This window comes from Saccharopolyspora antimicrobica, assembly GCF_003635025.1.
GTDB lineage: Bacteria > Actinomycetota > Actinomycetes > Mycobacteriales > Pseudonocardiaceae > Saccharopolyspora > Saccharopolyspora antimicrobica.
This window is the reverse complement of record NZ_RBXX01000002.1, coordinates 6,531,277-6,543,350: the sequence shown is the minus strand read 5'-3', so window position 1 is coordinate 6,543,350 and position 12,074 is coordinate 6,531,277. Positions and strand designations below refer to the sequence as shown.

The window sequence follows — 12,074 nt, the reverse complement described above, 5'->3', positions numbered from 1 at the left end:
ATTCAAGACCATGACGCATTGGCCGTCTCGGTGTTCGGTTCCTACGGTGGTGAACACCTCCCGACAACCGGCAAGGAGAAGGTACGGACCCGTGATCATCCTCATGCTGCGCTTCGCCCTCAGAGCCGAAACGACCCAGGCCGAAAGGGCCACCGTCCTGGCGGCGATGCGGCGTACCGCGAACCTCGAATCGGTGTCGTTCTCAGCAGTCGGCCAGGACCTCGGCGATTCCGCCGACGGTTACACCCACGCCTACTGCGCAGGCGTGCGGGATCTGGTGGCGCTACGGCGCTACCTGTACGACCCGGTGCACCTCGACGGCGACCTCGAGATCCTGCCGCACCTGGCCCGACTGTCCGCGCTCCAGTTGTCGGACGACATGGACCCCGAGCTGAAGGAGAAGATCGTGGCGATGCACCGGGAGAAGGTCGTGGCATATCCCGAGTGGGGCCGCCTCCTCGACACGATCCCTCGATGATCTCCTCAGTCCGTCGGCCACCCTCACCGGCCAGGTGAATTTCGCGTCAGCCCGCCCCGCGAACGTCCGAGACCTCACGGTGTCCGATCCGGGACGTCACCAACCCATCAGACACCGACTGCCTAGAGGACCACGACCTGACGAACGGCGCTTCCCTCGTGCAAGCGGTCGAAACCCTCGTTGATCTCGTCCAGTTCGATGCGGTGCGACAGCAGCCGGTCCACCGGGAGCGCACCAGATCGGTACAGCTCGATGAACCGGGGCACGTCGCGGCGGGGCACGCACGAACCCAGGTAGCTGCCGCGCAGCGTGCGCTCCTCGGCGACCAGGCTCAGCGCGGGCAGCGTGAGCTGGGCCTCGGGATCGGGCAGGCCGACGGTGACGGTCGTGCCGCCGCTGCGGGTCGCGTCGTAGGCCTGGCGCAGCACCGGGGCGACGCCGGTGGTGTCGATGACCTTCTCCGCTCCCCCGCCGGTGATCTCGCGGATCTGCGCCACGGCACCGGATCCACCCGCCACGGCGTGCGTCGCACCCAGCCCGGTGGCCAGTTCCAGCTTGTTCGGCACGACGTCGACCGCGACCACAGTGGACGCCCCGGCCGCCTTCGCCATGAGCAGCGCGGCGAGCCCGACACCGCCGAGCCCGAACACCGCGACGCTCTCGCCCGGCTGCACCTGCGCGGAGTAGCGGGCGGCACCGGCACCGGTGAGGACCGCGCAGCCGAACAGCGCGGCGATCTCGAAGGGGATGTCGGGGTCGATCTTCACCGCCGAGCGCGCCGAGACCACGATGTGCTCGGCGAACGCGGAAACGCCGAGGTGGTGGTAGGGGCGGGTCCCGTCGTCGGCGCGGAACCGCATGCCGCCGCCGAGCAGGGTGCCCTCGCCGTTGGCCGCCGCACCCGGTCCGCACAGGGCCGGGCGTCCGGCCACGCACCGCTCGCAGTCGCCGCAGGACGGCACGAAGGCGAGCACCACGTGGTCGCCGGGCGCGAAACCCGTCCCCTGCCCCGCTTCCACGACCTCACCGGCGGCCTCGTGGCCGAGGGCCATCGGCAGCGGGCGCGGACGCGTTCCGTTGATCACCGACAGGTCCGAGTGGCACAGCCCGGCAGCGCGGACCCGCACCAGCAGCTCGCCCGGGCCGGGCGGGTCGAGGTGCAGGGTGGTGACCTCGATGGGGCGCGACTGCGCGTAGGGCTCGGGCCCACCGGATTCCCGCAGGACGGCGGCGCGGACTCGCATCACGCCTCCGCCCCGGGCTGGAACGGGGTGCAGCGGGTGACCTGCCGGTCGGCGAGCAGCGGCACCACCTGACCGAGCACGATCCGCTGGAAGTGCTCGGTCTCGCAGTGCCGGGCGAAGTCGGCTTCGCCGTCGTACTCCTCGACGAGCACCACCACGTCGTCCTCGACCCCGGTGTGCACGCCGTAGCGGCGGCAGCCGGGTTCGGCCAGCGAGGCCGCCACCATCGGCGTGAGCAGCTCCAGCACTCGGTCCCGCTCGCCCGGCTGGACGACGTAGCGGGCGACTACGACGAAACTCATGGTTCTCCTGATCTCAAAGCTGTTTCAGCCGCGCAGCTGGTCCCGGGAGAGGGACCAGAGCGCGGGGTCGGAGGTCGCCGCCGCCACCGCGCCCATCGCCAGGGAGTGCGCGACACCGGCGGCGTCCATCACGAAGCCCGCCGCCACGAACGGCGAGAGCACCCGGCGCGCCTCCTCCGGCATCCACGGGATGATCGGCGCGGGCATCACCTCGACGAGGTCCGGGCTGCTGCGGCCAACGCCTTCCATGCTCCGGTTGAGGTTGGACCGGTCGGTGACGAACACCTTCTGCATGGTCAGCATGTCCAGCGCGCGGGCCCGGTCGATGAGCGCGGCCCGGGTGCTGACCACGCCCTGCGCGCCGATCCCGGTGAGGAAGTCGATCGCACCCCGGTCCTGGGCCAGGCCGGGGCACGCGTCGATGTTGACGAACACGGTCTTGCCGAGGTGCACCAGGACGCGCACCGCGTTCGTCAGCTCGCCGACCGGGATCGACGCCAGGACGCAGACCTGCGATGCCGCCGAGGCGAAGTCCTTGACCCGCGCCGGGCCCACCACGGACGCGCAGACCGGGACGTCCTGGAACGCCGCGGCCAGCTGCGGCTTGACCGGCCGGGGCCGGGGTGTGGCACGTTCGCTCATGACAGGAACTTCTACCTCGTCGGTTCGCGCAAACTTGTCGGTGGTCGGATTCCGCACGTGGTCGCTTAGCGGAACCTGAGTGCTTCCCTGGACTGCGGGTGCCCCTCCTGATGTATGACCAGTTCATCAGTCCAGCGGGCCGGTCCCGAACGGGCTCGGCAGGCCGAGTTTGCCGGGGTTGAGCACGCCGCGCGGGTCCAGCGCGTTCTTGATCGCTTCGAACACCCCGAAGCCGCTGCCCAGCGAGTCGGCCAGGTACGGGCCGCGCAGCAGGCCGGACCCGTGGTGGTGGCTCAGCGCCGCTCCGTGGCGGATCAGCGCCTGGTTGGCCGCGTCCCACGCCGCCCGGTACCACTCGCGCCGCCGCTCGGGTTCGACGTCGCCGCGCAGCGAGAAGTACAGGCAGGCCCCGTCGGTGTAGGCGTGCGACTGGTGCGCGGAGGCGGCCAGGGTGCCCGGGACGCTGTTGATCGCGGCGCACACGTCGTCGTAGATGGCGGGCAGCTTCGCCCACGGCCCGGCCATCTCCAGGGTGTCGGCGACGAAGCCGGGACCGGGGGTGAAGCCGTCGGCGGACTTGCCGACCAGCATCCGTTCGTCGAGCCAGCGCTCGAAGATCGCCTGGCCGTCGAGTTCGGTGCCGGTGGCCGCGCACACCTCGGCGCTGACCGCCATGCTCGCCTCCACCACCAGTGGGTCGCCCTCGTCGGCGATCAGCAGCAGGTTGGTGTCCGGGTGGCCGAAGTGGGTGCCGCTCTCCAGCTGGTCGTAGAGCCGCAGGACGGCCGGCGTGCCGCCGCGCTGCATGATCTGCCTGCAGGCCTCCAGGCCGTCGGCGAAGGTCGCGAAGCCGTAGGCGATGGCCTTGGCGTGCTCGGGCAGCGGGTGGGTGCGCAGCCGGACCGAGGTGATGATGCCGAGGGTGCCTTCCGAGCCGACGAACAGCTGCCGCAGGTCCGGGCCGGTGGCCGCGCGCGGGTAGTCGCCGAAGGTGGTCAGCGTGCCGTCGGCGAGGACCACGTCCACCCCGACGACCATGTCCTCGATCTTGCCGTAGCGGGTGGACAGCTGCCCGGCGCCGCGGCAGGCGACCCAGCCGCCGACGGTGGAGATGGCGAACGCCGAGGGCCAGTGCCCGGTGGTGGCGCCGTGGGTCTCCTGCAGCTCCTGCTCGAAGAGGTCGCCGAACATGCCGGCCCGCACTTCGACGATCTGCGATTCGGCGTCGAAGGAGGTGATGCCGGTCAGCCCGCACACGTCGAGCACGACGCCGCCGAAGACCGGCAGCGCGGCGCCGGTGACGTTGCTGCGACCGGCCGAGACGGTCAGCGGGATGGTGTTGTCGTGGCAGAGCTTGGCCACCGCCTGGATCTGCTCGACGGTGCTGACCTCGACGATCACCGCGTCCGGGGTGGCCGGGCGGTCGGCGGTCTCGCCGATCATCGAACCCGCCCACCAGTCGCGGGTGCGCAGCACGACCTCGTCGTGATCGGTGTGCACGGCGTCGGCGGTGGCGCGCAGTTCGGCGATGACGTCGGCCGGGACCTCCACCGCCTTGGTCTGCAGCGAGGCCGGGCCCTGGCCGATCTCGGTGCGCGCCGCGTAGCGGGGCGGGGTCGGGGCGCCGACGACGTAGTTGCCGCGGTTGAAGGGGTGGGTGATGGTCTGACGGCTGATCATGCCTGGTCTCCCAACAGGATCGACTTCTCGCGGGCGATTTCGGTCTGGTAGCTGCGCACCTGCTCGGCGATCTCGGCTTCGTCGAGCCCCAGTTCGGCGCCGAGCAGTTCGCCGACGACGGGGGCGGCTTCGGCGGAGGCGTCGCGGGCGAACAGGCGCAGGCGGGTGCGGCGGGAGAGCACGTCGTCGACCGAGCGGGCCATCTCGCAGCGGGCCGCGTAGACGACTTCGGCCTTCAGGTGCGGTTGTCCGGGCAGCAGCGGTTCGCCGAGCTCGGGGTTCTCCTCGATGAGCGCGCTGACGAAACGGGCTTCGGTGCCGTAGCGGCCGCCGAGGTGGGCGGCGATGCCGCCGGAGGCGCCGACGGCTTCGGCGTCGTAGCCCGCGCCGCCCAGCAGCGGGAGCTTGGCGGTGCGGCTGCGGGTCTTGCGGCCGAGCAGCCCGGTGACCTTGTCCACCACCAGTTCACCCATGTGCCTGCTGGTGGTGAGCTTGCCGCCGGTGACGGTGACCATGCCGCCGGTGCCGACCTCGATGTGGTGGTCGCGGCGCATGTCGAGGGTGGCGCCCTCCTTGCCGCCGACCAGCGGACGCAGGCCGCCGTAGCTGCCGAGCACGTCGTCGGGGCCGAGGTCGGTGTCGAAGGCGACGTTGGCGCCGTCGAGCAGGAACTGCATCTCCTCGCGGGTGCAGTGCACGTCGTCGACGGAGCCGGTGTAGTCGGTGTCGGTGGTGCCGAGCACGACCACGTCGCCCCAGCGGGTGCAGGTGGCGCGGCGGGCGCGGCCGGGGATCGGCACGGTGACGGTGCAGTCGTTGCGGATCTTCGACCACGGCACCACGATGTGCACGCCCTTGGCGGGACGGACCTGCGGGCGGTGCGCGGCGTCGGCCATCGCGTCGATGCCGTCGGTCCACACGCCGGTCGCGTTCACCACGACGCGGGCGCGCACGTCGATGCGCTCGCCGTCGGCGTGCACTTCGGCGCCGCGCACCCGGCCGCCGCTCTTGACCAGCCGCTCGACCTTCGCGCCGTTGGCGACGATCGCGCCGAGGTGCGCGGCGGTGCGCACGACGGTGAGGGTCAGCCGGGCGTCGTCGGTGCGGCTGTCGTAGTACATGAACCCGCCCTTGAGGTGCTCGGCGCGCAGCGTTGGCGCGTGCGAGAGCACCTCGTTGGGTGTCAGGCGCTGGTGCAGCCGTCCGATGCGCCAGCCGCCCACCAGGTCGTAGGTCCACAGCAGGCCTTCGAAGGCCTTGGCGATGCGGGCGTCGAAAACGCCTTCCTGCTCCAGGATCGGGAACAGGAACGGCAGCCGCTGCACCAGGTGCGGCGCGTTGCGGCGGAACCGGTGGCGCTCCAGCAGCGAGTGCCGGACCAGGTTGACGTTGCCCTGCTCGATGTAGCGCAGGCCGCCGTGCACCATCTTCGAGGACTTCGACGAGGTTCCCGATGCGAAGTCGTCGCGTTCCACCAGCGCCACGGACAGGCCGCGGGAGACCGCGTCCAGCGCGGTGTAGGCACCGGTGATGCCGCCGCCGATCACCAGGACGTCGAACTCGGTTTCGCCGAGCCGCCGCAGCGCCCGCCGCCGGTCCAGGGTCACCGGTGCACCGGGGGTTGCCTTGGCAGCGGCCGAGTTCGGCCGCCTGCCGGGGAGTTTCAGCATGTTGTTCCTTCTTCTGGCAGTGACTTCCGGAGCACGCGTCCCCATTGCGCGCGCAGCTCCTGCCGTTCGTCCTCGCCGATCGCGGGCTCGAAGGCCCGGCCGGCCGGGAGTGCGTGGAGGGCCTCGTCGAGCGAGTCCCACAGGCCGAGGCGGACCCCGGCCAGGTAGGCGACGCCGCGCAGGCTCGCGGTGGCCGAGTCCGCGGCCCGTTCGATGGCGACGCCGGCCAGGTCGGCCTGGCTCTGCAGCAGGGCGTCGCTGGCCGCGAGCCCGCCGCCGACGCGCAGCCGGGTCAGCTCGTGCCCCGCGGGCATCGCCGAGCGCACTCCGTCGACGGTGTCGCACACCGAGTGCGCGATGCCTTCGAGGACGGCGCGGGCGATCCCGGCCCGGGTGGTGGCCAGGCTCAGGCCGGTCAGGCTGGCCCGCGCGCCGGGCTCCGCGACGGGGGTGCGGAGCCCGGCGAGGGTGGGCACGAACCAGGTCTCCCGTTCGCGCGGGTGCCGGCCGGCGAGTTCGCCGACCTGCTCGGCGGAGTCGAACAGCTGCAGGTCCTCGACCAGCCAGCGCAGGGCCGAGCCGGTCGTGGAGGTGTAGGCCTCCAGGCTGAAGCGGGTGCGCCCGCCGCTGCGCCAGCCGGGCAGCGCGAGCACCCCGGCCGTGGCGGTGGCCGCGTCGGCGGGCTCGTCGCCGGTGAGCGCGCCGACGAAGGTGCCGGTGCCGTGCATGCACATGCCCTGCCCCGGTTCGAGCGCGCCCAGCGCGATCAGCGATGCGTGCTGATCGCCCATCGCCGCCGCGATGGGCACCCGGACGCCCAGCACGTCCGGGTCGGTCCAGCCGAAGTCGCCGTCGTCGTCGACCAGTGCCGGGGCGAGCTCCGCCGGGCAGCCGACGGCGGCGAGCCATTCGGCGTCCCAGCGGTGTTCGCGCAGCAGGTAGCCGCCGAGCGCCGCGGCGTTGGAGGTGGCGACCCCGTGCCGGGTGCCGCCGTTGAGGTTCCAGCTCAGCCAGGTGTCGATCGGGCCGAACAGCAGCCGCCCGTCCGCCGCCGCGGCGGCCACCTGCGGGTTCTGCTCGATCTGCCGCGCCGCCCAGAAGAACGGCGATCGGGTGCCGACCGGGCGGCCGGTGCGGGCCAGCTGGACCGGGTCCCACTCGGCCGCGAGCTCGGCGAGCTCGGCCGCGTAGCGGCGGTCCTGCCACACCACGGCCGGGGCCAGCGGCCGCCCGGTCTCGCGGTCCCACAGCACCGCGGTGGCGCGCTGGGTGCACAGGGCGACGCCGGTGATCTCGACCGCGTTGTCACCGGCCCACCGCACCGCCTGCCGCGCCACGTCCAGCGTGCGCCGCCACAGCTCGTCGGCGTCCTGCTCGACGCGCAGCGGATCGGGGTGCAGCACCGCGATCGGCTGGTAGAAGGACGGGCCGCTGGCCCCGTCGGCGGTGACCACCGCCGCCCGGGTGCCGGTGGAGCCTTCGTCGATGGACAGGACGCCCCGTTGCGTTCCGCTCACGTGCCGTGCCTCCCTCAGTGCCTGTCCTTGAAGCTGATGTTTGTCTTGAAGCGGCGTAGCCGCTTGGCCCATCTGCGGCGCTTGCACCGCCGCGGGTTCTCAGCGTTCGCCTGGCGAGGACAGCCCGTTCGCCGTGTATTGGGCATACATGAGAACGGGATCCCGGAGCCAGGCGGACGCTGAGGTTCCGCCACCCGCACCGCCACGCAAAACGAGTTCGTCAGACCGGTCTTCCCGCGAGCGCGCGCGGCTTGAGGTCGATGACCTCTTCGTCCGGGTCGATGCTGCTGCGGGTCGGGTCCCACTTGATGATCAGGCAGGTGATCAGGCCCAGCAGCGGCACGGCGGACAGCAGCGCGATCGTCGCTCCGAGGCCCATCGACTCCTTGATCAGCGGGAAGATGTACAGGCCGATCACGCTGCCGAAGCTGCCCAGCATGCCGGTGATCCCGGTGCCCAGGGTGCGGATGTCGCTGCGGTAGGACAGCGCGGCGATGGACTTGCCGTTGGCGCCGGGCCCCGCGGAGTGGAAGAAGATGAACAGGAACGGCACCGCGAAGGACAGCAGCGTCGGCAGGTTCCCGAAGCCCAGTCCGAGCGTCAGCAGCAGCACGAAGGCCATCGCGTAGCCGACCGCGGAGCTCAGCCGCAGGCCCATCCGGCGGCCGATGTAGGCCGAGACCGCGCCGCCGATGATGCCCGCCGCGTTGAACACCATCGAGCCGATGGTGGCGGTCTCGAACTGGTCGCCGAAGATCGCCAGGCTGATCACCGGTAGGTACCAGCCGATGGCGAAGTACTGCATCGACTGGGTCAGCGAGATCATCGTGGACAGCATCGTCCGCGCCAGGTAGGGCTTGCGGAACAGCACGCCGGTGTGCCGGAACCCGATGGCGGGCTGCTCGGTCCGCGTCTCGGTGCGCTCACCGGCGACGACGTTGAAGCCGTAGATGCGGTGCAGGCACTTGGCGGCGTCGGCGAGCCTGCCCTGCGAGGCCAGCCAGGCCGGGCTCTCCACCAGGAACAGCAGCTGCAGGATCAGCAGCACGCCGGCGAACACCGCGGCGGAGCCGACCGAGTAGCGCCAGATCTCGGTGCCGATGCCGAACTTGAAGAACACCAGCGTCAGCGCCAGGTTCGTGGTGGTGGCGATGTACCAGACGCACTGCCAGAGGTTCAGGCGTCCCTTGAGCTTGGTGGGCGTGTACTCGGCGAGCATCGCCATCGCGACCGCGAAGTCGATGCCGTAGGCGATGCCCACCAGCGCGCGGCCGCACCACACGGTTTCGAAGGTGCCCGCGTAGGCGGTCAGCAGGGCGCCCGCCACGGCGACGACCTTGGCCAGCAGCAGCGGTTTGACCCGGCCGATGCGGGCGGCCAGCCAGCCGCCGATCGGGTTGAACACGATCGCGATGGCCGGTGCGGTCGCGGTGAGCAGCCCGACCTGGGTCGCGGTGAGGCCGAGCTCGGAGACCATCGGCGAGAGCCCGGCGCCCAGCGCGGCGTTGGAGTACGCGTCGAGGAAAAGCCCGCCCAGGATCAGGTACCACAGCAGGTTCGCCTTGCCGGGCAGCCGCTCCAGCTTGTTGATCAACGCCACCACGTGCGGGACGCCGGAGATCGTCTCCGCTGCCGGGTTCGAAGGTGAGGCCATGGATCGCCACCTCTCGGAAGAGAAGGCCGCTGGCAGCGATCCGACGAGACGAAGGCACGACGAAGTCCGCTGACAGTGGCTCTTCGTCTATGCCTGTCGTTGAGGCGAGACATTAACCTCGCCGAAACCCGCCCGTCAAGCGCTCAGGTGCTCGGCGAAGAACGCCTCGATGCGCCGCCAGGCGTCGGCGGCGGATTCCGGGTGCGGTCCGGCGCCGGTGATCCGCAGCAGCGGCCGCATCACCCGGGGCCCGCTCTCGGCGTCGTTGAGGAACGAGTGCCCGGCGTCCGGGTACTCCTTGACGTCGCGCGGCACACCGGCCCGCTCCAGCGCCGCGTCCAGCTTCGACGCGGCGCCCTTCAGCATCCCGTCCCGGCCGCCGTAGCTGCCCACCACCGGGCAGGCGTCGGCCAGCGCGCGGTCGATGTCCTTCGGCAGCTGCCCGTAGTTGGCCGAGGCGACGTCGAACTTGCCGAGCCCGGCGGCGACCAGCGCGAAGGCGCCGCCCATGCAGAACCCGATGAGGCCGACCTTTCCGGTGCAGTCGGGCCGCTCCACCAGGGCTTCCCGCGCGGCGTCCAGGTCGGCGTAGGCGCGTCCGCGACCGGAGAGCGCGGCGCGCATGGTCGGCACCAGGCAGCGCCGCGCACCTCCGTCGGTGTACAGGTCGGGCAGCAGCGCCAGGTAACCCGCCTCGGCCATGCGCTCGGTCTGGCGCAGCATGACCTCGTCCACCCCGAACGCCTCGTGGACGACCACGACGCCGGGCCACGGCCCAGAACCCGCGGGCTGCGCGAGGTGACCGGTCAGTTTGCGCGAACCGCCGAGGGCGCTGCTGCGCGCGGTGAGTTCGACCGGGGTCGTGGGCATGGGATTCCTCCGGCGGGTCGGCGATCAAGACCCGACCAGCATGCCCCAACCCCGCTCAGCGCGTCTTCAGCTCGACCACGCGCACGCCGTAGGCGGGCAGCACCACCTCGGTGAGCTCCTCCCCGGTGTCGAGGTCGTGGACCGAACGTCCCGGTGCGGTGGGAACGACCGGGACTTCGTGGTCGTGCTGGCTGACCAGCCAGGCGAAGACACGTCCGTCCCGGTGCACCAGCGCGTCGGCGAACACCCGCGGATCGTCGACCGCGATCGTCCTGCCGATCCCGGCGATGCCGGCCAGCGCCGAGTAGAGCCGGTGGGTGTCCTCCGGGTTGACGCGCGAGTTCCGGGCCGCGAAGTGCTCGACCGGGTAGGTGCACAGCACCGCTTCGCCGCTGCCCGTCGGGTGCCGGAGCAGGGCCGGGCGTCCGTGCGCGTCGGTGGCCACCACCTTGGCGCCGCGCGGCCGCACCGGCAGGTAGGCGCGGCTGTGCTCGTTGCCGCCGACCCGGAAGCGCAGCACCTCGCCGGCGGTGATGTCGCCGAAGTCCTCGGCGAAGGTCATCTCCACCACCTCGTCGGTCACTTCGTCCACCACGCCGTAGGTGAGCTGCTTCTCGACGCCGAAGGTCTCGTCGAAGTACGGGATCCACGGCTGCCGGTGGTGGCCCACCTCGCCCGCCGTGTAGGACAGGTACAGCAGCGCGCCGTCGGCGACGCGGTCCCGCAGCCGCTGCCAGGTGGGGCCCTGGATCTGCTTCACGCAGGGCAGCAGGTAGAGCGAGCAGTCGGGGTCGATCCCGTCGCGTTCCCGGGTGAAGCCGACCGGCAGGTCGGCCTCGCGCGCCGCCACGTGCGCCTGCTGCAGCGAGGTGAAGATCAGCGGGCGGTCGTCGTCCTGGCTGAACGGGTAGCCGCGCTCCAGGTACTCGGTGACCACCAGCGCGGCCTGCGCGTCGGGCCGCTCGCACCCGGCGAAGTCCACTTCGGACAGGACGCGGGCGAACTCGGCGAGCTCGTGCAGCGGCGGCTTCGGGTTCCCGGCGCGGTCGGTGATCCCGAAGTGCATCTCGAACGGGTGGTGCGAGTACGGGCCCTGCTCGACGAGGTCGTCGTAGTCGGTGTTGTTCCAGGCGATCCACCCGGTGGCCCCGGCCAGCAGCGAGTTGTGCAGGGTCTGCCGGTAGTAGTGCCCGGCGTTGGCCGCGGAGACCTGGTCGCTGGAGAGCCCGAACTCCTCCAGCACCACCGGTTTCCCGGCCACCGCGGACAGCTCGCAGATGAACGCCGCGTTGAGGTGCTGGCGCACCGGGTCGCTGTCGATCCGGTACACGTGCGGCCCGACGAAGTCGACCAGCTCTCCGGTGTCGCGCACCGAGAACCCGTTGTCGGTGCCGGTCACCTCGATCCCCCAGGCGCCGTCGCCCAGCGACACCGGCTGGTGCCCGCCGCCGGCGCGCACCGCCTGCACCATGAGCTGCGCCCAGGCGTTGACCTGCTCGGCCGGCGCTTTCGGCTCGTGCCGCAGCCGGCCGTAGATCGGCATCTCGTTGCTGATCAGCCACCCGGCCACGGCCGGGTGCGCGGCGAAGCGCTCGGTCATCCGCTGGACGAACCACGCCTGCCGGGACACCAGCCACACGTCGGCGTAGAGGTCCCGGCCGCCGCGCCAGGCCGGGTCCCAGTTGTCACCGGACATGTGGCCGACGATGAAGGTCGGGATGGAGGTCATCCCGATCTCGCGGTGCGCGTCGAGGAAGTCGGCGAAGTGCCCGGTCTTCTCCTCGTCGATGCGGTCGGGCGCGGGCATGAAGTCCGGCCAGTAGAAGAACGAGCGGGTCTGCCGCAGGCCGTGGTCGAACAGCACCCGCAGCTCCTCGCGCACCACCTCCGGCGAGTAGTCGCGCCACATCAGCGGACCGCCGGTGCGGGACCAGAAGTTCGCCCCGAGCCACACCTGAGGTGTGCCGTCGATCACCAGCTTGGCCGAGTTGCGTCGCATCGAATCCCCTTTCCAAAG

General features: G+C 71.4%; 10 protein-coding genes. 1 reads left to right on the top strand and 9 read right to left on the bottom strand.

The genetic code is table 11. From position 1 onward, the window contains the following. Window positions 1-91 precede the first annotated feature (91 nt). Window positions 92-478 (top strand): Dabb family protein, encoded by a 387-nt coding sequence (locus tag ATL45_RS30970; protein WP_093160730.1) that lies wholly within the window; start codon window positions 92-94, stop codon window positions 476-478. A 122-nt stretch (window positions 479-600) separates the two neighbouring features. On the opposite strand, the gene ATL45_RS30965 is transcribed toward ATL45_RS30970, so the two are convergent. The 9 genes from ATL45_RS30965 to ATL45_RS30925 all read right to left on the bottom strand — a co-directional run bounded on the left by ATL45_RS30965 (window position 601) and on the right by ATL45_RS30925 (window position 12,056). Then, window positions 601-1,722, bottom strand: coding sequence for a zinc-dependent alcohol dehydrogenase family protein (locus ATL45_RS30965; RefSeq protein WP_093160727.1), 1,122 nt, complete (start codon window positions 1,720-1,722; stop codon window positions 601-603). Continuing rightward, the gene (locus ATL45_RS30960; RefSeq protein ID WP_093160725.1) at window positions 1,722-2,024 is read right to left on the bottom strand and encodes a putative quinol monooxygenase; all 303 of its coding nucleotides are present in this window, start codon (window positions 2,022-2,024) and stop codon (window positions 1,722-1,724) included. The genes ATL45_RS30965 and ATL45_RS30960 overlap by 1 nt, the downstream gene beginning before the upstream one ends. A gap of 24 nt (window positions 2,025-2,048) precedes the next feature. Next, window positions 2,049-2,666 (bottom strand): glycerol-3-phosphate responsive antiterminator, encoded by a 618-nt coding sequence (locus ATL45_RS30955; RefSeq protein ID WP_093160722.1) that lies wholly within the window; start codon window positions 2,664-2,666, stop codon window positions 2,049-2,051. Window positions 2,667-2,792: 126 nt separating this feature from the next. Beyond that, window positions 2,793-4,346, bottom strand: coding sequence for an FAD-binding oxidoreductase (locus ATL45_RS30950; RefSeq protein WP_093160720.1), 1,554 nt, complete (start codon window positions 4,344-4,346; stop codon window positions 2,793-2,795). Beyond that, entirely contained in the window at window positions 4,343-6,016 is a 1,674-nt protein-coding gene (locus ATL45_RS30945) for a glycerol-3-phosphate dehydrogenase/oxidase (RefSeq protein ID WP_093160717.1), read from the bottom strand. The genes ATL45_RS30950 and ATL45_RS30945 overlap by 4 nt, the downstream gene beginning before the upstream one ends. Further along, a complete protein-coding gene (locus tag ATL45_RS30940; RefSeq protein WP_246025651.1) occupies window positions 6,010-7,533 on the bottom strand; it encodes an FGGY family carbohydrate kinase in 1,524 nt (507 codons plus the stop codon). Before ATL45_RS30940 ends, ATL45_RS30945 begins: the two co-directional genes overlap by 7 nt. 220 nt (window positions 7,534-7,753) lie before the next feature. Further along, window positions 7,754-9,187 carry an MFS transporter gene (locus tag ATL45_RS30935; protein WP_093160712.1) on the bottom strand — a complete coding sequence of 478 codons (1,434 nt, stop codon included), beginning with the start codon at window positions 9,185-9,187 and terminating at the stop codon, window positions 7,754-7,756. Between the two features lie 135 nt (window positions 9,188-9,322). Next, window positions 9,323-10,057 (bottom strand): dienelactone hydrolase family protein, encoded by a 735-nt coding sequence (locus ATL45_RS30930; protein ID WP_093160709.1) that lies wholly within the window; start codon window positions 10,055-10,057, stop codon window positions 9,323-9,325. Window positions 10,058-10,112: 55 nt separating this feature from the next. Then, window positions 10,113-12,056, bottom strand: a complete 1,944-nt coding sequence (locus ATL45_RS30925) for a cellulase family glycosylhydrolase (protein ID WP_093160707.1) — start codon at window positions 12,054-12,056, stop codon at window positions 10,113-10,115. Between the last annotated feature and the right edge of the window lie 18 nt (window positions 12,057-12,074).

Bases quoted from the DNA above. Each gene is read 5' to 3' on its own strand.
- ATL45_RS30930 (WP_093160709.1), bottom strand. From the start codon at position 10,057: ATGCCCACGACCCCGGTCGAACTCACCGCGCGCAGCAGCGCCCTCGGC.
- ATL45_RS30965 (WP_093160727.1), bottom strand. From the start codon at position 1,722: ATGCGAGTCCGCGCCGCCGTCCTGCGGGAATCCGGTGGGCCCGAGCCC.
- ATL45_RS30955 (WP_093160722.1), bottom strand. From the start codon at position 2,666: ATGAGCGAACGTGCCACACCCCGGCCCCGGCCGGTCAAGCCGCAGCTG.
- ATL45_RS30925 (WP_093160707.1), bottom strand. From the start codon at position 12,056: ATGCGACGCAACTCGGCCAAGCTGGTGATCGACGGCACACCTCAGGTG.
- ATL45_RS30950 (WP_093160720.1), bottom strand. From the start codon at position 4,346: ATGATCAGCCGTCAGACCATCACCCACCCCTTCAACCGCGGCAACTAC.
- ATL45_RS30945 (WP_093160717.1), bottom strand. From the start codon at position 6,016: ATGCTGAAACTCCCCGGCAGGCGGCCGAACTCGGCCGCTGCCAAGGCA.
- ATL45_RS30935 (WP_093160712.1), bottom strand. From the start codon at position 9,187: ATGGCCTCACCTTCGAACCCGGCAGCGGAGACGATCTCCGGCGTCCCG.
- ATL45_RS30960 (WP_093160725.1), bottom strand. From the start codon at position 2,024: ATGAGTTTCGTCGTAGTCGCCCGCTACGTCGTCCAGCCGGGCGAGCGG.